We start from the raw sequence: 20869 nt of genomic DNA on the forward strand, positions 1-20869 counted from the left end.
TAGGCTTTTTAGCTTTAGATAAATGACAAACTTTTATGAATAAATACATACTACTTCTCTTTAGCCTTATCTGCTTTTCTGGTTTTTCTCAGGATAAAAAAAAGAATCCTAAAGAAGAAAACGAGTTCGCAGCCACAATTATAAATGCACAAACAGACGAACCAATGTCTAGCGTACATATTATAAACCTAAACCAAGTTAAAGGTACCATTACAGATCAAGATGGTAATTTTACAATACCTGCTGTAGCTAATGACACACTATACTTAACATATCTTGGTTTTAAATCGCAAAAAATTAGAGTTACCAATGATATGCTTAAATTTAAGGATACCAAAATAACACTAACAGAGCTTGCTTTCGCCTTAGAAGAAGTTGTTGTTAAGCCGTTTCAGCTAACTGGTTATTTAGAGATTGACGCTAAAAACATAACACTTAACGACTCTTACCAATATGCAATTTCTGGTCTAAATACAGGTTACGAAGCTGGTAATAAAAACCCAAGCGCTGTTACAAAAGTACTTGGCGCAATATTAAATCCGGCCGATTTACTCCGTAATCTATTTGGGAAAAAACCTGCACAAATGCGTAAATTGCGTCAAATAAAAGAAGACGATCGTATTAGAGATTTATTAGCTGCTAAATTTGACAGAGAAACACTTGCTGAGTTACTACAACTAGAAAAAGTTGACATTGAAGACATTTTAAGCAACTGCAACTATTCTAAAACATTTATACTTACCGCAAACGACTTACAAATTTTAGATGCCATTAGCGGCTGCTATGAAGAGTATAAGGTTTTAAACCGAAAAAAATAATCACACAAAAAAAGACAGTATACACTGTTTACAAAATACACACATTATCCTAACTATGGAAAAATTAGAATTTTTACAAAAAAATATATTTACAGATCTTAAGAATTTAAACACAGGATTTGACGCAGAAGAAAACTATTACTTTTCTGAACTAGATTTTGCAATGATCTTAGAACGTATTGAATATTTTGGTATCGGAATTCATACTATTAAGCCTTATTTAAACGAAGAATTTGCAAACGTTAAGACAAACGAAGATTACAGAAAAAAAGCAACAGACTCTAAATGGTATAAAAGAGCTTTTTACGATTTTAAAAAAGCAACTCCGGGTATGCTTTACTCAGCAGAATACAAAGTATCTAGCAAATTATTAAATAAAGGGAAAGAAGAAGAAGGAGAAGAAGAAAAAAACACCACTGAAGAGTCTAACTAATTAAGAAAAATACAATGGGAATATTTAACAAATTGCTTGGCAATGCTAGTGAAGTTTCTGTAGATAAACTTAACGAAAAATACGGAAGACTATTAATAGATGGCGAACAAGTAGAGCTAGGTTTTAAACTAGTAAGAGATACTTTTATGTTTACCAACAAACGTCTAATACTAATTGATGTTCAAGGTATTACAGGTAACAAAGCAGAATACAAATCTATGCCCTATAAAAGCATTTCTAGATTCTCTTTAGAGACTGCAGGTACATTTGACTTAGATGCCGAATTAAAAATTTGGATTTCTAGCGAAAACCTACCATCTGTAAGCAAAAAATTTAATAAAAGTATTGATGTTTACGAGGTTCAAAAATACCTTGGAAGTAAAGTAATGTAATTACATACAAAACTTAACACACATAATAAAAAAGCCCTAGATGTAAACATCTAGGGCTTTTAATCTTTTAAACTACCTGTTACTTACTAGCAAATAGCTTTACATCTTCTTCTGTAACTTCTTGTCCGCCTAAAATAATAAGACGTTCTACAACATTGCGTAGCTCTCTAATATTCCCTGTCCAATCATAACTCTTAAGCAACGAAATTGCTTTCTCAGAAAATACTTTTTTAGTAGTTCCTTGCTCTTTACCAATCTTATCCGCAAAATAAGTAATCAATAACGGTATATCATCCCTTCTATCATTTAAAGAAGGCACTTTAATTAGTATAACCGCTAATCTATGATACAAATCTTCTCTAAAATTACCATCCGCAATTTCCTTTTTCAAATCTTTGTTAGTTGCTGCTACAACTCTAACATCTACTTTAATATCTTTATCTGTACCAACTCTAGAGATTTTACTTTCTTGTAAGGCACGTAATACCTTTGCTTGTGCAGACAAGCTCATATCTCCTATTTCATCTAAAAAAATAGTTCCTTTATTAGCCGCTTCAAACTTACCCGCCCTGTCTTTTACAGCTGATGTAAATGCACCTTTAACGTGACCAAAAAGTTCACTCTCTATTAATTCTGAAGGTATGGCTGCACAGTTAACCTCTATAAATGGCGCTTTGCTACGCGGGCTTTTCTCGTGCAACCAATGAGCAACTAATTCTTTACCTGTACCATTAGACCCTGTAATTAAAACACGTGCATCTGTAGGAGCCACTTTTTCTATCATATCTTTAATTAAAGATATACCATCACTCTCCCCTATCATCTGGTAGTTTTTACTTACCTTCTTTTTTAAGATAGTATTTTCTACAACAAGCTCTTTACGATCTAAGGCATTACGAACCGTGGTTAATAATCTATTTAAATCTGGCGGCTTAGAAATATAATCAAAAGCACCTAAACGCATTGTATTTACTGCCGTATCTAGATCTCCGTGTCCAGATATCATAATAAAAGCAACTTCTGGTTTTATTTTACGTGCAGCTTCTAACACCTCTACACCGTCCATTTTTGGCATTTTAATATCACACAAAACTAGATCGTAATCGTTCTTCTTTATTGCTTCAATACCTTTTAAACCGTCTTCTGCCTCTTCAACATTATAAGTTTCACTTTCTTCTGATAATATTTTTACCAAAACTCTGCGTATTGCAGCTTCATCTTCTATTACTAATATTTTTGACATATACGTGTTTTAAAAAATTGATATCTTAAATCCTGTTTTAAAATATACATTACCATCATCATACAACGAATATACTTGTTTTCTCTTATCATCTCTTAACAAGCCTCTTTGTGACAAAGTGTGCCCTGCCAAACAATAGAAAGAAACATTCTTATTTATATTGTATTGATAACCAAATGCACCTACAATTACAGACAATGATAAACCAGAACCTAAATCGTTATCTGGTAAAGAAATATTATTCTGCACATTTACAAAGTAACCATCCAATAATAATGCCGCTTTAAAACTGTGACTATCTTTTAAATGGTATTTAAACTCCATTCTTGGTACACCAACCATATAAGACCAGTTAGGATGAAACTTTTTGTAATAACTAATTATAGGTAATGGTAACGGAAAACCTGTAGCGCTATTGTAAGATAACCCTAAAATTAAACGCGTAGGCTTATCTGCCTCCATATTTGTTTTTATACTTACCGCAGAGAAATTAAGTTTAAAATCTTCTCTTTGCACTCCATTTACAAAATTAGATGCCAACCTTGGCGTAACCAAACCTACAAAGGTCCATTTCTCATTTAACTTATGAGCGTATCCTATATTAAGGTCTATAATTCTTAATTTTTCTAATTCTTCACTACTAAAAGGATGTATACTATCGTTTGCAAAGTCAATAATACCATACTCTGCACCCGTAATTAAATAATTTCTATCATTTAATTTGATAGGCAAATTAGCCAAAAATCGAAATCTAGAAATACTCCTAGAAGACTTTTCTTTTGGCAAGGTTGTATATTCTACTCTAACAAGATCCGAACTTTGAGAAAAGACAAACTGTGCTACAAGAACAAAACAAAACCCAAGCAGTTTTTTCATACGTAAAACGGGTATATGCGTAAATTATTTATTAATAATATGTATATCTCTTTGCGGAAAAGGAATAGATATATTGTTTTTCCTAAACGCAGCATCTATTAAAAACCTTAAATCGCTCTTTATTCTTGGATCTCCGTAACTGTCATTAGTATAATAGTTAACAGAAAACTTAAGAGACGAATCTCCAAAATCCTCAAACAAGACAAAAGGCTTTGGAGTCTTTAAAATTCCTTTTTTATTATCTATAATCTCTAATAATAACTTTGACACTAGTTCAATATCACTACCATAAGCAACACCAACCTTTACACACTCTCTTGTTGTTTTATGGTTTTGCGTATAATTATAAATACTATCCGTTAAAAATTTATGATTAGGTATTACAATTACCTTATCATCTCTAGTTAATGCTCTTGTTGTTCTAAGCCTAGTTTCAAAAACCCTACCAACTTTACCTTCTACCTCTATAATATCTCCTATATGTAAAGACTGATCTAAAATAATTAGAATACCAGAAATAATATCCTGAAACAGATATTGCAACGCAAAACCTAAACCAACAAATAAAGCTGCCGAAGCCGTTAACAAAACGGTTAAATCTACACCAGAAGAATGCAAGACTGTAATTACAGCCAAGATGTATAAAAAGTATTTTAAAAACCCGAAGATGCTTAAAAACTTATTTTTATCGTCTTGTGGCAACTTAGCAACAATAATTTTATGTACTAATTTTAAAATATACGTAACAGCAAAAAGTACAATAACAATAGTAAACAAAGTCCCTATAGAAATATCTACTTTATCACCATCTACCAACTTATAAGACATTATGTCTTTTAAGTATTTTAATACTTCTTTTAACTCTTCCATATTAATACTTTAACCACTTGTAAAGATCCTTGTAACTTGGTTTTTTACCATACATTAATATACCAATTCTATATATTTTTGCAGCCAACCAAACAATAGATAAAAACGTTACTATTAACAAAGCAATAGAAACCACCAATTGCCAAACAGGCACACCACCTTCTCCTACTCCAGAAGACAAACGCATTAACATTACAATTGGCGATGTTAACGGAAATAAAGAAAAGCCTACTGCAACAGGTCCATGCGGATTACTAAAAACAGATATAAAACCTACATAAATAGCCAACATTAATGGCGATATTACGGGTAGCATAAATTGTTGCGTATCTGTTTCATTATCTACTGCTGCGCCAATAGCCGCATAAATAGAACTATAAATTAAATATCCTAAAATAAAATAAACTAAGAAAAAACTAAATAAAGACACCCAGGGTATTTGTAAAAACATTTCTGCATATTGCTGTATATTTTCTTCCATACCGCTACTTGCCACATTCATTGCTTTTGCTTGTGGCAAACCAGAGCCTGCGTTTTCCAATGCTTCCATATCTAAATCGAAAATCAAAAACACAACTAAAAATAAAATAGAACCAGACACTACCCAAATAACAAACTGAGTTACACCCGCCAAAGATGTTCCTATTATCTTACCCATCATTAACTGAAAAGGTTTTACAGAAGATATAATTACCTCTATAACTCTACTTGTTTTTTCCTCTATAACACTACGCATTACAAAACTACCATAGATAATTATAAACATCATAATTAAATAACCAAAACCGCCACCAATTATAGCGTTAAGCTCATTTAATCCTTTTAAGTTTTCTTTCCCTTGGAATGTTGCCGTATGTATAGAAAAGTTTTTGCTTATGGCAGCATACTGATCTTCTGACACACCTAAACTCTCTAATCTCTTTTGCTTTAACCTGTATTGAAAAATATCTTCCAATTCATTTAAAAAACCATCTGTTGGTGATTCTTTAGAATAAAAATACGATTCCTTTGTCGCTTCCTCTAATGTACTAGCATTTGGCACGTACACCAAACCATAATACCCTAATTGTTCTGTAGAGTCTTTTGCTTGTTCTAAGGTTAAGTTCTTTAACTTTACAACAGACACATCTTCCATTTTACCAAAGTCATCTGTATAAAAACTACTCTCGTTTAATACAGTAATTACCCTTTTATCACTACCATTTAGCATTGCTAAGTACAGCACCAAAGCAACCATACCTACCATTAAAACCGGACTTAAAAAAGTCATTATTATAAACGACTTATTTTTTACTTTAGCTAAATACTCTCTCTTTATAATTAAGCTTAATTTCCCCACTACTTTGTTTTGCTTTTTACGGTTTGTATAAAAATATCGTTTGCAGACGGTATTGTTTCTACAAAGTGGTTTACTTTTCCTTTTTCTGATAAATACCCTAATAATGCACCAGTATCATTAGACGGAAGCTGAATTTTAAAATCTAGTTGCTCATCTTGTTTGTTATAAGTAGGCGCCCATATCTGATGTGTATCACCTAGTTTTTTAACAATATCATTTTGCTCAGACACTTGTAAACCAACATTAAAAATATTGTTTTTATACTCTTTTTTTATGTCTGATAATTTACCGTCTAGAATTTTTTCTGATTGATGAATAAGCGCAATATACTCACACAACTCCTCTACAGATTCCATTCTATGAGTCGAAAAAATAATAGAAGCTCCTTCATCTTTTAAATGAAGAATTTCATCTTTTATAATATTTGCGTTTATAGGGTCAAAACCACTAAAAGGTTCATCAAAAATTAATAACTTAGGTTGATGAAGTACAGTTACAACAAACTGTATTTTTTGCGCCATACCTTTAGATAGTTCTTGCACTTTCTTATTCCACCAGTCACCAATATCCAACCTATCAAACCAATACTTTAAACGCTTAGTAGCTTCTGCTTTAGACAAACCTTTAAGCTGCGCTAAATACAAAGCTTGCTCACCAACCTTCATACTCTTATACAACCCTCTTTCTTCTGGCAAATACCCTATAGTAGCTATATGCTCTGGTTTTAAAGGTTCGCCATCAAAAAAAACAGCTCCTGTATCTGGATAAGTAATCTGATTTATAATACGTATTAGCGTAGTTTTTCCTGCGCCATTAGGTCCAAGTAGACCATATATACAATTCTTAGGTATCTCTAAGGAAACATTGTTTAGGGCTATATGGTCTCCAAATTTTTTAGAAACGCCTTTCGCCGCCAAAATAGTACTCATTCTATCAATTTTTTCAAAGATAGATAAATGGTACCATATAAAAATAAAACCCACCCTTATTTGCATAAGGATGGGAAAAAAAATGAGCAGAGATAAACCCTGCTCAATATATTATATTCTTTAAGAAAACATATCTTTTACCTTTTCAAAGAAAGATTTATCAGATTTTTCTGGATGAGGAACAAAATTTTCATTCTCCCTCATACGTTCAAAAAAGTCTCTTTGTTCTTTATTTAACTCTTTAGGTGTCCAAACATTTACGTGTACTAAAAGATCTCCAGCGCCATAACCATTTAAACTAGTAATACCTTTACCTCTTAAGCGTAGTATTTTTCCAGATTGTATACCCTCTTCTAACTTAATTCTTACTTTACCACCAACAGCATCAATCTCTTTAGAAGTACCTAAAACAGCTTCAGAAATACTAATGTATAAATCGTAATGTAGGTTATCACCTTCTCTTTTAAGTGTACTATGCTCTTCAGTCTCTATTAGTACTATAAGATCACCGTTAATTCCGTTACCAGGAGCTCCGTTTCCTTTCCCAGAAACCTTTAACTGCATACCATCTTCTACACCACCTGGTATTTTAATAGATACAGTTTCTTCCTTAGCAATTAAACCTTGTGCATCTGCGCCCGCAGGTTTTTTATCTATAATTTGGCCACTACCACCACAAGTACTACAAGCTGCAGATGTCTGCATTCTTCCTAAAATAGTATTTGCAATTTTTGTCACCTGTCCAGAACCGTGACACGTACTACATGTATTATATGTAACACCTTCTGCCTGTACTTTACGTTTAACTTTAACTTTTTTCTCTACGCCATTAGCAATTTCATCTAACGTAAGTTTTACTCTAATTCTAAGATTAGACCCCTTAACTCTACGTTGACCTCCGCCACCAAAACCACCGAAACCACCGCCAAAGCCGCCGCCACCAAAAATATCTCCAAACTGACTAAAGATATCGTCCATGTTCATGCCGCCAAAGCCACCAGCTCCGCCTCTACCACCAGCGCCACCTTCAAAGGCTGCGTGACCGTATTGATCGTATCTTGCTTTTTTATCTGGATCACTTAAAACCTCATATGCTTCTGCTGCTGTTTTAAACATCTCCTCTGCTTTAGCATCTCCTGGGTTTTTATCAGGGTGATATTCTATAGCTTTTTTACGATATGCTTTTTTTATTTCTGCCGCAGTTGCATTTTTGGTAATGCCTAATATGCTGTAAAAATCCTCTTTCATTTCTTGTTTTTAGTTCCCAACAACTACTTTAGGGTGACGAATAATTTTATCTCCTAATGTAAATCCTTTCTCTATTACGTCTATAATTTTACCTTTCAGCTTCTCTTCTGGAGCTGGTATTTGTGTAATAGCTTCATGTACATCTGCATTAAATGCATCTCCTTGTACAACTTCTATTTCTTGTAAACCTTTTGTTTTTAAGGCTCCTGTAAATTTATTTTGTATTAACTCTACACCAGTTACCAATTCCTTATCCTCAGATTTAGAAATTTCTTTCATAGCGCGATCAAAATCATCTAAAACTGGAAGCATTGAAACAATTATTTCCTGGCCTGCCGTTTTAAACAAATCCATACGTTCTTTAGACGTTCTCTTTTTATAGTTTTCAAACTCAGCAAACAGACGTAAAAACTTATCTTTTTCTTTTGCTAAATCTTGTTGTAATTGCTCTTCAACAGACAACTCTACTACTTCTTCAGCAGGAGCCTCTGTATTCTCCGTAACCTCTTCAGCAGCATTATTTACTATTTCTTCTTGTGCTAATTCTTCAGCTTTATCTTTTTTACTCATTATATGCTAACGTTTATAATCTTGATTTTATAAGATGGCAAAAGTACTGCCAATTCTTCAAAATTGTCAAAATGTCATTAAAGTTTCTACTTAAATGCTATTATGACTTAGTTGCTCTAAGCATTTCTCTTTTTCCTGGAGGGCCAGGCAAACGTTCTACTGTAAAACCTACTGCCAACATAGCTCTTCTTACACTACCTTTAGCTGCATATGTTACAAGCACACCTTTAGTTCTTAATGCTTTATACATTATGGTAAAAATAGTTTCTGTCCACAATTCTGGCTGAACCCTTGCTCCAAAAGCATCAAAATAAACAAGATCAAAAGCAGCCTCATCCTTAATATCTAAAAAATCTTGCTGTTTTTTTACAAGTGAAAATTCTGGCAGAATATATTCTTTTTCCTCCCAGGCAGACGCATGCATTTTAGTAAATACACCTTTAGATTCCGGAGCATTTAACTGCTCTACATAATTAAGCTGCTCTACTTCTTCTAAAGCCACAGGGTAAGCTTCTACACCTGTATACTGTATTTTTAAGTTGCTTTTTGGAGCTTCTAAAGTGGTAATTAAAGCATTTAACCCTGTACCAAAACCTATTTCTAATATAGAAACGGCACTATCTTTAAATAAAGATAGGCCGTGTTTTATAAATACATGATAAGCTTCTTGTACTGCTCCGTGTTTAGAATGGTACTGCTCGTCCCATTCTTCTATCTGTATGGTTTTAGAACCATCTCCAGTTGTAATTATTTTACGTTTCAAATAACTATTCTTTTAAAAGCACCCCGTCTGCTTCAAACCTATACGTTTTTTTCGGCGCCGTAATTTGTGCTATTTCTTCTTTAGTTGCCCCACCATCTTCTGCATAATGTTGTTGCTCATCTACAGACATTTGTTCTACAAACGCCTTACCATTTACAACAACTTCTTTACCTGCTATATCTTTAGGCATAAAAAAACCGTAGTCTTTAAACTTAACCATTGCTTCTTCTCCGTCACCCAAGTCTAACTTCATCCAACATCCTTTAGACTGACAAACATCTAACACTTTACCTCTGAACTTTGTAGCAACAGTATCTGCTACTGCTAAATTATGATAGACAGATGCTATTTCTTTAGTAACCATAGCGTTGTCTGCAGTAATTTTTTCTCCAAAAGATGCTAATTCCTCTGTTTTGGTATCTTCTTTTGGTGTTACCGTTTCTTTTTTAGCCTCTTTGCAAGACATAAACAATAAAATTACTACAAGCAAAATGTTAAAACTTTTCATATCTGATAAAATTTAGTGATAGAATGCAAATTTGAACATTTTTAGTCTAAAAAAGAAGTACTAGTACTGATAATTGATTAATTTTATGATCTTAAATTCTGAATACTATGGATGTTACTACAAACCAAATTAGTGTAGAAAAGACTAAAAACACTAAAATAAACGATGTCGATTTTGATAATCTTTCGTTTGGAAGTATTTATATGGACCATATGTTGGTCTGTGATTACAAGAATGGCGCTTGGGAGGCACCTAAAGTTGTTCCTTACCAACCTATCTCTTTAGATCCTTCTGCTAAGATTTTTCATTATGGGCAATCTATCTTTGAAGGAATGAAAGCTTATAAGGATGACAGCGATACCATTTGGATGTTTCGTCCTTTAGACAATCACAAACGTTTAAACTTATCTGCAAAAAGATTAGCTATTCCAGAAATTCCTGAAAACTATTTTATGGAAGGTCTAAAAGCATTATTAAAAACTGATAGCGATTGGATTCCACAATCCGCAGGAAGCTCTTTATATATTAGACCATTTATTTTTGCAACAGGATTAGGTTTTCACGCATCACCTGCAGACGAATATAAATTTGTTATTTGTGGCGCTCCTTCTGGTTCTTATTTTTCTGGTGAAGTAAAAGTACTTATTGAAGAAAAATATTCTAGATCTGCAAATGGCGGTGTTGGTTTTGCCAAAGCTGGTGGTAATTACGCTGGACAATTTTATCCAACAAAATTAGCGCAAGACAAAGGATACCAACAAGTAATATGGACAGATGATAACACACACGAGTATATTGAAGAAGCTGGTGCAATGAATGTTTTTGTACGTATTAACGATACACTATTAACTTGCCCTACTAGTGACCGTATATTAGATGGTATTACACGTAAGAGTATTTTAAAAATTGCAGAAGACCAAGGTATTAAAACTGAGGTTCGTAAAATAAAAGTACAAGAATTAGTAGATGCAGCTAAAGATGGTAGTTTAAAAGAAATGTTTGGTGCAGGTACGGCAGCAGTAATTTCTCCTATTGCCGGTTTTGGCTTTAGAGATACAGACTATATGTTACCTACTGTAGAGGATAGTTATGCAACTTTATTAAAAGAGCGCATCACTAGCATACAATACAACAAAGCTGAAGATAAATTTGGATGGCGATTTAAAGTTGAGTAAACTTTGACGCTAACTTATATAAAACAAAAGAGTGCCTTACTAAGGCACTCTTTTTATTTTTCTAGAATATTAGCTATACTAGGCTTAAAGTAATTTGGACCTTTTAATATTTTACCATCTTCCCTATAAACAGGTTTGCCATCTGCTCCAAGTTTACTCATATTACTACGTTGTATCTCATTAAAAACTTCTTCAATCTTATATTGCATACCGTGTTCTAAAATAGTACCACACAATATATATAACATATCACCTAAGGCATCTGCAACCTCTACCATATCGTTATTATTGGCCGCCTCTAGATATTCTTTATTCTCTTCATCCATAAGATTAAAGCGCAACAAATTCTTTTGCGCACCTAGATCTGCTTTTAACTCCTGAGAAACTCCTGCTCCAAAAGATTTATGAAATAACTCTACTGCCTTAAGTTTATTTTTCATTTGTATAATTTTACGTTAGTTTTGCACAAAAATAGAAAATATGTTTACCACCGGACAATATATATTTGCTGCTCTTTTTTTTATTGCTTTTACAATACTTATTGTAATTACATATAAAAAGGACAAAAAATTACATTTAAAAAACTATACTGGTGTTAAATGGGTGGCATTAACATTTATAATCTTCATAATCTCGTTGTTCTTTATTAAACATTTTCTAAAAAATTAACGTTTTACTGCCTTTCACAACAAAAATCAAGCAACACACAACAAAAAGTACACTTTCTTCGTTCTAATGTAAGAAAACACGTATTTTTGCGCTGTACTGATAATAAAACCTGTCAAATGACTATTTTTCTTAACATTTTATTTATTCTAGTTATTATAAACGCTGTACTACTTGTGTTTAGCGTTAACCGTAATACGTCTAAAGAGAAGAAAACAGCAGAACAACCTTCAGCAAAAGTTTATCCACTTAATATTATTACTACGAAGTACAAAAAAGCAATTTAGTTTTTTACCTTTGAGGTATGAAACAAATGTTACTTGTCTTTTTAGGTGGAGGAGCTGGGAGTGTATTGCGCTTTCTTATTAGCAAAACATTTAATAACTCATTTCAACCTTTATTCTTAGGTACTTTTTTAGTTAATATAATAGGAAGCCTATTAATAGGTCTTATTATTGGTCTAACTTTAAAAGGCAATTACCTAACAGAAAATCAAGCACTACTTTTAGCTACAGGTTTTTGCGGTGGCTTTACCACCTTTTCCACATTTGCATTAGAAAATCAATCTTTATTAAAGAACGGAGACTTTTTACATTTTACACTATACACTGTTCTTAGTATTACTTTTGGCATATTTGCCGTTATAGGCGGCTTCTGGATTTCTAAATCCTTATAATATTTCTTAAAAATTTATTTTATTTCTAAACAAACTAACTAATAGTTACAAATAAACTATTAGAACACCCCTTTTTGTTCAAAATTTACTTTTTAACAATATCAATTTAACAAAATATTAATTTATTATTATCACAACCCTATTTAAAATAGGGGTTATTTTATTTATATCGTAAAAATAAAAAAACATACCCCTTAAAATTTAGGGATATAAACATTATAAAATACATTTATCCTGTAATTAACCATACGATATGAAAAAAATTGAAGCAATTATTAGAAAATCTCAATTTGACGACGTTAAGAAAGCGTTACATAAAATTGAAGTAAACTTTTTTAGTTACTGGGATGTAACTGGAGTAGGCAACGAGAAACAAGGGCACGTTTACAGAGGTATATCTTATAGCACAAGCGATATACAAAGAAGGTATTTATCTATAGTTATTTCTGATGAGTTTTTAGAAAAAACTGTTAATACAATTTTAGACGCGGCTTATACTGGCAATGTAGGTGACGGAAAAATATTTGTGTCAGAAATTAGCGACGCTTACCGTATTAGAACTAAAGAAAACGGAAATGCCGGAATTAACTAACCAAACCAAGATATACTTAAAATTAATATTATGACTGACGTACAACAAGACGCATTAAACAAAGCCGTTGAATCTATCACAGGTGATATGAGTGCTTTATGGATAATAATTGCTGCCATTTTGGTATTTTTTATGCAGGCAGGTTTTACACTAGTAGAAGTTGGCTTTACACGTAGCAAAAATTCTGGTAATATAATAATGAAGAACATCATGGACCTTTGCGTAGGTTCTATTATGTTTTGGGCAGTAGGTTACGGCATTATGTATGGTAGCGATACTGTTTTAGGAGGTCTTTTTAGATCTAGCCCTACAGAACAAGGATATTTCTTTTTCTCTGCATCAGATTGGCACAATCTATTTTTTCAGACAGTTTTTTGCGCAACTGCCGCAACAATTGTGTCTGGAGCAATAGCAGGACGTACTAAATTCTCTACTTACCTTATATTTTCTGCAATATTAACCACAATAATTTACCCTATCTCTGGTAGTTGGTATTGGACTTTTGACAAAAATGCTTGGCTAGATGTTGCTGGCTTTGTAGATTTTGCAGGATCTTCTGTAGTACACGCTGTTGGTGGCTCTGCCGCATTAGTAGCTGCAATTTTAGTTGGCCCACGTATTGGTAAATATGAAGATGGAAAAGTAAAAGTTATTCCTGGACACAACATGGTACTTGGTGCTTTAGGTGTTTTTATTCTTTGGCTAGGATGGTTTGGCTTTAATGGTGGATCTCAATTAGCTTGGGGAGGATCTGATACTGTTGCAGCAGGAAGTGTAATTATTAACACCAACTTAGCTGCCGCAATTGGCGCTGTATCTGCTCTTTTCTTTACTTGGATAAAATATGGAAAACCAGATATTTCTATGACACTTAACGGTGCACTAGCTGGTTTAGTTGGTATTACTGCTGGCTGTGGTGCTGTAAACGCTTGGGGTGCTTTAGCTATTGGTCTTATATGCGGAATTGTAGTAGTACTTTCTATAGAGTTTATTGATAAGAAATTAAAAATAGATGACCCAGTAGGAGCTGTTTCTGTACACGGAGTTTGTGGCTTTCTTGGTACTGTCTTAGTAGGTGTATTTGCATCAGAAGGCGGATTACTACACGGTGGTGGTGGCAAACTATTACTTGTACAAACATATGGCTCTTTAGCATATATTTTCTGGGCAGGTATTACATCATTCATAGTTCTTTTTGCTTTAAAGAAAACTATAGGACTAAGAGTAACTAAAGAAGAAGAAGTAGATGGCTTAGATGTTCATGAACATGACATAGAAGTTTATCCAGAATTTACAACTACAGAAAAATAAAAAACTACTGAAACTAAAAACGGAGCGTTTGACAGAACGCTCCGTAACTAAAAAGTTTCAAAAACATAAAATAAGATTCACTAACAAACCCTTAATAATTAAGGATCTATAATTTATTTAATATGAAATTGAATACGACCACAAAGTACTTAAAAAAAATATCATTTTCAATAATGATTTTATCTTCAACAGTAATATTTGCCCAGGAAGAAGAGGAAAAAAAATTAAATATTAGCGGATCTGTAGACGCATATTACAGAACAAATATTAGCGCAGATGATAAAGCAATAGGCGGAGAGTATCTAGCTCCTTTAACTTCGTTTGCAAATGAAACTGGTTTTGCACTTGGTATGGCTAATATTATTGCTAGTTATGAAGGTGAAAAAACTGGTGCTGTAGCAGATCTTGTATTTGGACCTAGAGGTGAACAAGCAATTACAGGTTTAAATGTTAACCAATTGTATGCTTACTGGAACGTAAGTGAAGGTACCAAATTAACAATGGGACGTTTTAATACATTTTTAGGATACGAAGTTATTTCTCCTGTAGGTAACTTTAACTACAGTACGTCTCACCTATTTTCTAGCGGACCATTTTCTCATACTGGTTTAAAAGCAGACTTTACATTATCTGATGATTTTAGTTTAATGCTTGCCGTAATGAATGTTACAGATGTAGACAACAACTTAACGAGCCAATATTCTTTAGGAGCGCAGTTAGGCTACTCAGGACAGTATTTAAATTTATATTATGACGACAAGGCTAACTTAGGTTTTGAAGTTGACTATACAGGTGGCTTTGATTTATCTGATAGCTTTTACCTAGGTATTAACGGTGCATATGCAGATAATGAAGGTAATGGTTTTGCTGGCGTTGCTTTATACCCACAATTAAAAACATCTGAAACAGTTACTTTTGGTCTTAGAGGTGAATACTTTTCACAAATTATTGATGGTTTAGACGATAATCCTAGTGTTTTTGCAACAACACTTACAGGAAGCTTTATTGTTGAAGATTTAATAATTAAGCCAGAAGTTAGGTTAGATGCTTGGAGTAATAACGAACCGTTTTTAGATAATGACGGAGATCCATCAAAAAGTTTATCTACCTTTTTAATTGCTGCAATTTATTCTTTTTAAAAAAAGTAAGTTTAGTTTATAGTTTGGTTGTTGTAGAAAGTCCAGTATGTGCGCTGGACTTTCTCTTTTTTATTCTTTTTTAAAGGCCTTAACCCCCGCTCTTACTTCTGTGTCCAAAGTATTAACAGCTGGCACAACAGGACAAGAATACTTTTTACTATATGCACAATAAGGATTATAAGCCCTATTAAAGTCTATAGTTATATAATCTCCATCTGGTATAGAAAGCTCTATATACCTTCCTCCACCATACGTTTCTTTACCATTAGTATTATCTAAAAAAGGCAAAAACAGATGATCTATATATTTCTTTTGTTTTATTAATTGCTGGTTTTGATACACCTCTAACTGCAACTGCTTACCATTTAACGTAAAGTGCAACGTACCATATAATTTATATTCCTGATTTTGATTCGTTGTTGTTGGCATTAAAAATGTTGGCGCTCCAAGAGCCAACTCTAATTTAGCTTTTACAACGTAAGCCGTATCTGGCGTAAAAAACTCTAATCCATTAAAGTCTTTTCTATATTTATTAGGCAATGGAGATGTTTTAGGATCTTTATAATCATCATTCAATTTCTTATGATACTCTAAAATACCTTTAAGTTTATCAGATTTAGTTGATGCTATTTCTTCTTCAACTTTGTTGGTGTGGTACTTTTTTTGACCATTACAACTTAACAATACCACTAAAAATAAAAATACAGTATACCTCATCTTATCAATTTAAATTAATACTGTAAAAATACAACTTATTACTTTTTTTAATTAGCTTTGCTTATCAATAATAGCAAAATGCAAAAATTATCAATTTATAAATCATCTGTCTACTGTACCTTAACAAGGTGTCAGCGCTGCTGTATATAATATTGAGAGAAACATATTTATAATACAATTACTAAGCCTGACGAAAAAAAATCGTCAGGCTTTTTTTATACCAACCAAAAATGAAAAATCTTTATGCAAATTACATAGACTCTTTTAAGGGTCTATCTAAAGAGGTCTGGTGGCTAGCTTTAATTACATTAATTAACAGAGCTGGCACAATGGTAATACCTTTTTTATCGCTCTATCTAATTAATGATGTTGGCCTAACGTTAGAAAATGTTGGTATAGTTATGTCTTGTTTTGGCGCAGGTTCTTTAATTGGTTCTTGGCTAGGAGGTACATTAACAGATAAGTTTGGATATTATAAAGTAATGTTATTTAGTTTATTTAGTAGTGGTGTTTTATTTGTTGCATTGCAATTTTTACATACTTACGAATCTATCTGTGCTGGTATTTTTATACTTATGATTGTTGCAGATTGTTTTAGACCTGCTGCTTTTGTAGCTCTTATTGCATATAGTAAACCAGAAAACAAAACAAGATCTGTTACACTTATTAGACTAGCTATTAACCTTGGATTTTCTGCCGGACCTGCAGTAGGCGGAATTATAATAACATCTTTAGGCTATGTTGGTCTTTTCTGGGTAGACGGCCTAACTTGTATACTAGCAAGCATTTTACTTTTAGTGGTTTTAAACCCTAAAAAAGCTAGAGTAATGGACAGCAGTAAAAACGAAAATCCAAAATCGGCTTACGGAGATGGTTACTACTGGGTATTTGTAGCTGCAATGATTTTATTTGGTTTCTGTTTTGTACAATATTTCTCTACCGTTCCTATTTACTATAGTAATATATATGAACTAAGTGAATTTAAAATTGGATTATTATTGGCAATGAATGGCTTTTTAATATTTGCTTTTGAAATGCCGCTTATTAAATATTTAGAAAAATTAAACTACTCTAAAACCAATTATGTAATTTTTGGTTTAGCTTTAGTTGGACTAAGCTTTTTACTCTTTAACTTGTTTTCTTGGGCAGGTATATTAGTTATTGGTATGTTGCTAATGACACTAGGAGAAATGATTGCTTTTCCGTTTTCTAACGCTATTGCCATGGAACGTTCTAAAAGAGGAAACCAAGGAGAATATATGGCTTTATACAGTATTGCTTTTTCAATTTCTCATATTTTTGCCCACAATTATGGTATGCACTCTATTGCCAATAATGGTTATACTTTTACCTGGAATGTTATTACTATAATCTCGGTCTTAGGTATTTTACTACTTTTACTTTTAAAACGAATATCAATTACAAACAAATGAAAAAACTAAACCATATAATTTTAGGCCTACTAGTAACTCTAATTATTGCCTGCACCAACAAAAAGAAAGAAGCAATAGTAACAGAGACAAAACCAGAAGAGGTTAACGCAAAAAGGTTCTTTCCTAAATTAGACTCTACACGTTATAATGTAGCATTCTTAATAATGAATGGCACTTTTAATACTGAGTTTACTGCGCCTTTTGATATTTTTCAGCATACAAAATTTAGAGAAAATATTAAAGCGATGAATGTTTTTACGGTGGCAAACACCTTAGAGCCAATTACCACTTTTGAAGGTGTACGTATTTTACCAGATTACAATTATATTGAAGATGTATTACCAAAAATTGATATACTAGTTGTACCAAGTGCAGAACACCAATTAGATTCTGACTTAAAAGATGCTGCTATGCTTAATTTTGTAAAAAAAGTAAACAAGGATGCTTTATTTATAACATCTCATTGCGACGGTGCTTTTGTACTTGCCAAAGCCGGTGTTTTAGACAGTGTAACCTCAACTACATTTCCTAGTGATATAGAATTGTACAAAAAGACTTTTCCGCACTTAAAAGTAGCAGACAATGCATTATTTGTACACGATAAAAAGTACATAACCTCTGCAGGTGGCGCTAAAAGTTTTGAAGCAGCACTTTACCTGTGCGAGTATTTATACGGCAAAGAGGTAGCACAATCTTTAGCTGGCGGCTTAGTTATAGACTGGGATGTTAATAACGTACCCCACCTTATTATTCCTTAAGAATATAACGCCCTTTTTTTAAGTATTTTTCAATTAGTTGATTGTACTCTGGCGTAATTTTTAATAATGTGGTAAACTCTAGATCATAGAGTTTATCTGCATTGGTGTATCCGTTTTTAAGTAATTCTTCTAAATAAAAAATTGAAGTTCCAAAATCATCATTCTTAGCACTAAGAGATATTATTGTTAAATAAGCTTCATATGCTTCTGGAGCTACTATGGTCTTTAGCATATATAAAAAACTAAGCGCATCGTAATCTATATTCTTTTCTGCTAGATTAGCGTCTGTAAAATCATCGGTTAAGGCAACTAAGTAGCTATGCAACCTATGCCCCATTTTCTGCTGTTCTTGATTGGTACTATTTTTAAACTTATTTATTTCATCTATCTGATGTGCCCACCAACCTAAATTATTAAAATTATAGGTGTATGCATCTTCTTCTATATAGTAGTTAAAATCGTCCTTTAAAGATTGTTCTTTAAAAAACACATTATTTTCTGCTCTCTTTAAAGACTTGTAAATTTTATTTTTACGTAGTTCATTGCTTTTATCTTTTAAGGCTTCAATATTTTTAAAAGGCTTATAAACTACAATAGACTGGTCTACTAAATCTTTTGCTTTTTTTAATTTATTAGCAGCAACTAAGTTATTTATCTCATTTGTAACTGCAGTTAAAGTCTCCGTAACATAAGTAGTGTCCTTAGTAACATTACCTTTTGCCATTGCAGATAACTTGAATATAGAAAAAGCTTTGTCTATACTATTTTGATTAGGCCATTCTTTAGCATCATCTACAATAAACAATTGATTAGGAAATTTTAATCTATTTAATATTGTTTTATTATTTAGCATTGCCATATAGTTATAGTTAGATGAACTAACAATACCTACATATTGGTATGGCTTATCCACATTTATAATCTCTATATTACCAATAGCTGCATTATAAGACAACACACCATCTATATTAGAAATAAAAGCGGGTATTGTTGTGGCTAATCTTCCGCCAGCGTTAAAACCAGAAATATATACTTGACTGTCGTTTACTGGCAACATACCTACAATAGCGTTGTATGTTTTGGTAAATGCTAATATATTTTTAGAGATTGATAGTGTATCTTTTAAATTATTAGAAGCAGCTAAGATATACCCTTCTCTTTCTGCTGTATTTGCTAATAAACGTATTACTTGTTTTTCTTTGTCATTGTAATCTACAATAAACATAACAGGCCATTTTTTAGCCTTGTTAAAATTTGAAGGAAGAAAAAGCGAAAAACTTTGTGGTAATGAGTCCGATACTTTTATACCATCTACAACTACTCCTTTTTTTAATCTTAATTCTTGCGCAGAAATCTGTAAGCTTATAATAACAAACAGTAGTAATACTAATTTTTTCACAGGTTACGGTATTTTCTTGTTAGTTGGTTACTATTAAAAATTAAAAGTAAACATTTATTCTTTGTATTTAACACAAAAGATAATATCAAAAATCTAGCCAAAAGAAAGAAAATATAGATCAAAAATAATTAATCTCCTATTGATCCCATTTCTACACCCTCTGAGTATGCTACTTGTATACCGTGTTTACTAAAGGCATTTTTTATTGCTTTATTAGCCTCAAAAGTAACTGGCCAATAATCGTCTGGGTTTACAAAAGGTCTAACTAATAATTGTATGGTATGCGTATCAAAAGTTTGAATACCAATATCCGGAATTGGATCTTTTAATACCCCTGGAAGTTCCAATAAAGCATCAATAATAATTGTTTCAACTTTAGGAAAACTCTCTGAATACGGCATTGTTACCAACAACTCTAGTCTAATCATTCCCTTTTCTGAGTAATTTGTTACTACAGAATCTGTAATTTTAGAATTTGGTATAATTAATACTTTGTTCCCTGGTGTGATAATATCTGTACTAAAAATTCCTATTTCAGAAACACGTCCAAATTTATCCTCAAGCTGTATCCAATCATCAATCTTGTATGGTTTTAATGTAAGTATTAAAATACCTGAGGCAAAATTACCTAAACTGCCTTGCAAAGCCATACCTACAGCAAAACCAACTGCTGCTAAAATAGCCATTAGACCTGTTAAATCTGCACCAACAATAGATGCAGCTATAAATAAGGCAGTACCTTTTAATACTACGCCTACCAATGAAGATACAAATGGACGTAGTGTTTTAGATATGCCTGTTTTTTCTAAGGCAACACCAACCATTTTTAATACCTTCTTTATTATTTTAAAGCCGATCCAAACAACTAAACCAGCACCAATAATACGAGGTAAAAAAAACACCGCTTTATCTGTTGCTATTTGTAGGTATTTACCAAAAATATCTAATTCTTCTGCTTGCATTTCTATTGTACTAAAAAGATGTATTTATTTTAAAGCCGCAAATTACAAATTT

23 protein-coding genes are annotated in these 20869 nt (G+C 32.5%); 10 read left to right on the plus strand and 13 right to left on the minus strand.

Features of this window, described 5'->3' with window-relative positions; translation table 11 throughout:
* Positions 1-35: 35 nt before the first annotated feature.
* From BT107_RS15485 to BT107_RS15495, 3 genes are read left to right on the plus strand one after another with little or no spacing between them, the layout of a single operon-like run.
* Positions 36-818, plus strand: coding sequence for a carboxypeptidase-like regulatory domain-containing protein (locus BT107_RS15485; protein WP_072304749.1), 783 nt, complete (start codon positions 36-38; stop codon positions 816-818).
* A 55-nt stretch (positions 819-873) separates the two neighbouring features.
* The gene (locus BT107_RS15490) at positions 874-1251 is read left to right on the plus strand and encodes a hypothetical protein (protein WP_072304750.1); all 378 of its coding nucleotides are present in this window, start codon (positions 874-876) and stop codon (positions 1249-1251) included.
* A 14-nt stretch (positions 1252-1265) separates the two neighbouring features.
* Positions 1266-1643, plus strand: a complete 378-nt coding sequence (locus tag BT107_RS15495) for a PH domain-containing protein (RefSeq protein ID WP_072304751.1) — start codon at positions 1266-1268, stop codon at positions 1641-1643.
* A gap of 79 nt (positions 1644-1722) precedes the next feature.
* On the opposite strand, the gene BT107_RS15500 is transcribed toward BT107_RS15495, so the two are convergent.
* The 9 genes from BT107_RS15500 to BT107_RS15540 form a co-directional block, all read right to left on the minus strand.
* Positions 1723-2886, minus strand: a complete 1164-nt coding sequence (locus BT107_RS15500) for a sigma-54-dependent transcriptional regulator (RefSeq protein ID WP_072304752.1) — start codon at positions 2884-2886, stop codon at positions 1723-1725.
* Between the two features lie 9 nt (positions 2887-2895).
* Entirely contained in the window at positions 2896-3762 is an 867-nt protein-coding gene (locus tag BT107_RS15505; RefSeq protein ID WP_072304753.1) for a DUF6268 family outer membrane beta-barrel protein, read from the minus strand.
* A 24-nt stretch (positions 3763-3786) separates the two neighbouring features.
* The gene (locus BT107_RS15510; protein WP_072304754.1) at positions 3787-4632 is read right to left on the minus strand and encodes a mechanosensitive ion channel family protein; all 846 of its coding nucleotides are present in this window, start codon (positions 4630-4632) and stop codon (positions 3787-3789) included.
* Between the two features lies 1 nt (position 4633).
* Entirely contained in the window at positions 4634-5971 is a 1338-nt protein-coding gene (locus BT107_RS15515) for an ABC transporter permease (protein WP_072304755.1), read from the minus strand.
* Positions 5971-6900, minus strand: a complete 930-nt coding sequence (locus BT107_RS15520; RefSeq protein ID WP_072304849.1) for an ABC transporter ATP-binding protein — start codon at positions 6898-6900, stop codon at positions 5971-5973. Before BT107_RS15520 ends, BT107_RS15515 begins: the two co-directional genes overlap by 1 nt.
* A gap of 120 nt (positions 6901-7020) precedes the next feature.
* On the minus strand, positions 7021-8148 hold the full coding sequence (dnaJ, locus tag BT107_RS15525; RefSeq protein ID WP_072304756.1) for a molecular chaperone DnaJ: 1128 nt from the start codon (positions 8146-8148) through the stop codon (positions 7021-7023).
* A gap of 9 nt (positions 8149-8157) precedes the next feature.
* Positions 8158-8718: a nucleotide exchange factor GrpE gene (locus tag BT107_RS15530; RefSeq protein ID WP_084639252.1), complete on the minus strand. Its 561-nt coding sequence runs from the start codon at positions 8716-8718 to the stop codon at positions 8158-8160.
* 100 nt (positions 8719-8818) lie between these two features.
* Complete coding sequence (mnmC2, locus tag BT107_RS15535) at positions 8819-9481, minus strand: tRNA (5-methylaminomethyl-2-thiouridine)(34)-methyltransferase MnmC2 (RefSeq protein WP_072304757.1); 663 nt, start codon at positions 9479-9481, stop codon at positions 8819-8821.
* 4 nt (positions 9482-9485) lie between these two features.
* A complete protein-coding gene (locus BT107_RS15540; RefSeq protein ID WP_072304758.1) occupies positions 9486-9989 on the minus strand; it encodes a DUF4920 domain-containing protein in 504 nt (167 codons plus the stop codon).
* Between the two features lie 107 nt (positions 9990-10096).
* Here BT107_RS15540 and BT107_RS15545 point away from each other — a divergent pair, with 107 nt between their 5' ends.
* A complete protein-coding gene (locus BT107_RS15545; protein ID WP_072304759.1) occupies positions 10097-11164 on the plus strand; it encodes a branched-chain amino acid aminotransferase in 1068 nt (355 codons plus the stop codon).
* Between the two features lie 53 nt (positions 11165-11217).
* Here the strand turns inward: BT107_RS15545 and BT107_RS15550 are convergent, their stop codons facing one another.
* Positions 11218-11604: a pyrophosphohydrolase domain-containing protein gene (locus tag BT107_RS15550; RefSeq protein ID WP_072304760.1), complete on the minus strand. Its 387-nt coding sequence runs from the start codon at positions 11602-11604 to the stop codon at positions 11218-11220.
* A gap of 530 nt (positions 11605-12134) precedes the next feature.
* Here BT107_RS15550 and crcB point away from each other — a divergent pair.
* The 4 genes from crcB (at position 12135) to BT107_RS15575 (ending at position 15548) form a co-directional block, all read left to right on the plus strand.
* The gene (gene crcB / locus BT107_RS15560) at positions 12135-12506 is read left to right on the plus strand and encodes a fluoride efflux transporter CrcB (RefSeq protein ID WP_072304762.1); all 372 of its coding nucleotides are present in this window, start codon (positions 12135-12137) and stop codon (positions 12504-12506) included.
* A 253-nt stretch (positions 12507-12759) separates the two neighbouring features.
* Positions 12760-13098: a P-II family nitrogen regulator gene (locus BT107_RS15565; RefSeq protein WP_072304763.1), complete on the plus strand. Its 339-nt coding sequence runs from the start codon at positions 12760-12762 to the stop codon at positions 13096-13098.
* A 30-nt stretch (positions 13099-13128) separates the two neighbouring features.
* On the plus strand, positions 13129-14409 hold the full coding sequence (locus BT107_RS15570; RefSeq protein ID WP_072304764.1) for an ammonium transporter: 1281 nt from the start codon (positions 13129-13131) through the stop codon (positions 14407-14409).
* A 122-nt stretch (positions 14410-14531) separates the two neighbouring features.
* Positions 14532-15548 (plus strand): outer membrane beta-barrel protein, encoded by a 1017-nt coding sequence (locus BT107_RS15575; protein WP_072304765.1) that lies wholly within the window; start codon positions 14532-14534, stop codon positions 15546-15548.
* Positions 15549-15617: 69 nt separating this feature from the next.
* Here BT107_RS15575 and BT107_RS15580 read toward each other — a convergent pair whose 3' ends face one another.
* Entirely contained in the window at positions 15618-16265 is a 648-nt protein-coding gene (locus BT107_RS15580) for a DUF1684 domain-containing protein (RefSeq protein WP_072304766.1), read from the minus strand.
* Between the two features lie 230 nt (positions 16266-16495).
* Between BT107_RS15580 and BT107_RS15585 the strand changes: the two genes are divergently transcribed.
* Positions 16496-17698 carry an MFS transporter gene (locus BT107_RS15585; RefSeq protein ID WP_072304767.1) on the plus strand — a complete coding sequence of 401 codons (1203 nt, stop codon included), beginning with the start codon at positions 16496-16498 and terminating at the stop codon, positions 17696-17698.
* Positions 17695-18456: a DJ-1/PfpI family protein gene (locus BT107_RS15590; protein ID WP_072304768.1), complete on the plus strand. Its 762-nt coding sequence runs from the start codon at positions 17695-17697 to the stop codon at positions 18454-18456. The genes BT107_RS15585 and BT107_RS15590 overlap by 4 nt, the downstream gene beginning before the upstream one ends.
* Here the strand turns inward: BT107_RS15590 and BT107_RS15595 are convergent.
* Entirely contained in the window at positions 18446-19855 is a 1410-nt protein-coding gene (locus tag BT107_RS15595; RefSeq protein ID WP_072304769.1) for a hypothetical protein, read from the minus strand. The two genes, BT107_RS15590 and BT107_RS15595, sit on opposite strands and share 11 nt — an antisense overlap.
* A 128-nt stretch (positions 19856-19983) precedes the next feature.
* The gene (locus tag BT107_RS15600; protein ID WP_072304770.1) at positions 19984-20817 is read right to left on the minus strand and encodes a mechanosensitive ion channel family protein; all 834 of its coding nucleotides are present in this window, start codon (positions 20815-20817) and stop codon (positions 19984-19986) included.
* Positions 20818-20869: the final 52 nt, after the last annotated feature.

Origin of the sequence: Cellulophaga fucicola, assembly GCF_900119145.1 — a bacterium.
Classification (GTDB): Bacteria; Bacteroidota; Bacteroidia; order Flavobacteriales; family Flavobacteriaceae; genus Cellulophaga; species Cellulophaga fucicola.

What these genes read in the sequence shown, in the direction of transcription:
- BT107_RS15590 (WP_072304768.1), top strand. Translation starts at nt 17,695, where the DNA reads ATGAAAAAACTAAACCATATAATTTTAGGCCTACTAGTAACTCTAATT.
- BT107_RS15520 (WP_072304849.1), bottom strand. Translation starts at nt 6,900, where the DNA reads ATGAGTACTATTTTGGCGGCGAAAGGCGTTTCTAAAAAATTTGGAGAC.
- BT107_RS15575 (WP_072304765.1), top strand. Translation starts at nt 14,532, where the DNA reads ATGAAATTGAATACGACCACAAAGTACTTAAAAAAAATATCATTTTCA.
- BT107_RS15545 (WP_072304759.1), top strand. Translation starts at nt 10,097, where the DNA reads ATGGATGTTACTACAAACCAAATTAGTGTAGAAAAGACTAAAAACACT.
- crcB (WP_072304762.1), top strand. Translation starts at nt 12,135, where the DNA reads ATGAAACAAATGTTACTTGTCTTTTTAGGTGGAGGAGCTGGGAGTGTA.
- BT107_RS15500 (WP_072304752.1), bottom strand. Translation starts at nt 2,886, where the DNA reads ATGTCAAAAATATTAGTAATAGAAGATGAAGCTGCAATACGCAGAGTT.
- BT107_RS15505 (WP_072304753.1), bottom strand. Translation starts at nt 3,762, where the DNA reads ATGAAAAAACTGCTTGGGTTTTGTTTTGTTCTTGTAGCACAGTTTGTC.
- BT107_RS15580 (WP_072304766.1), bottom strand. Translation starts at nt 16,265, where the DNA reads ATGAGGTATACTGTATTTTTATTTTTAGTGGTATTGTTAAGTTGTAAT.
- BT107_RS15485 (WP_072304749.1), top strand. Translation starts at nt 36, where the DNA reads ATGAATAAATACATACTACTTCTCTTTAGCCTTATCTGCTTTTCTGGT.
- BT107_RS15490 (WP_072304750.1), top strand. Translation starts at nt 874, where the DNA reads ATGGAAAAATTAGAATTTTTACAAAAAAATATATTTACAGATCTTAAG.
- BT107_RS15510 (WP_072304754.1), bottom strand. Translation starts at nt 4,632, where the DNA reads ATGGAAGAGTTAAAAGAAGTATTAAAATACTTAAAAGACATAATGTCT.
- BT107_RS15550 (WP_072304760.1), bottom strand. Translation starts at nt 11,604, where the DNA reads ATGAAAAATAAACTTAAGGCAGTAGAGTTATTTCATAAATCTTTTGGA.
- BT107_RS15530 (WP_084639252.1), bottom strand. Translation starts at nt 8,718, where the DNA reads ATGAGTAAAAAAGATAAAGCTGAAGAATTAGCACAAGAAGAAATAGTA.
- BT107_RS15565 (WP_072304763.1), top strand. Translation starts at nt 12,760, where the DNA reads ATGAAAAAAATTGAAGCAATTATTAGAAAATCTCAATTTGACGACGTT.
- BT107_RS15600 (WP_072304770.1), bottom strand. Translation starts at nt 20,817, where the DNA reads ATGCAAGCAGAAGAATTAGATATTTTTGGTAAATACCTACAAATAGCA.
- dnaJ (WP_072304756.1), bottom strand. Translation starts at nt 8,148, where the DNA reads ATGAAAGAGGATTTTTACAGCATATTAGGCATTACCAAAAATGCAACT.
- BT107_RS15570 (WP_072304764.1), top strand. Translation starts at nt 13,129, where the DNA reads ATGACTGACGTACAACAAGACGCATTAAACAAAGCCGTTGAATCTATC.
- BT107_RS15585 (WP_072304767.1), top strand. Translation starts at nt 16,496, where the DNA reads ATGAAAAATCTTTATGCAAATTACATAGACTCTTTTAAGGGTCTATCT.
- BT107_RS15540 (WP_072304758.1), bottom strand. Translation starts at nt 9,989, where the DNA reads ATGAAAAGTTTTAACATTTTGCTTGTAGTAATTTTATTGTTTATGTCT.
- BT107_RS15495 (WP_072304751.1), top strand. Translation starts at nt 1,266, where the DNA reads ATGGGAATATTTAACAAATTGCTTGGCAATGCTAGTGAAGTTTCTGTA.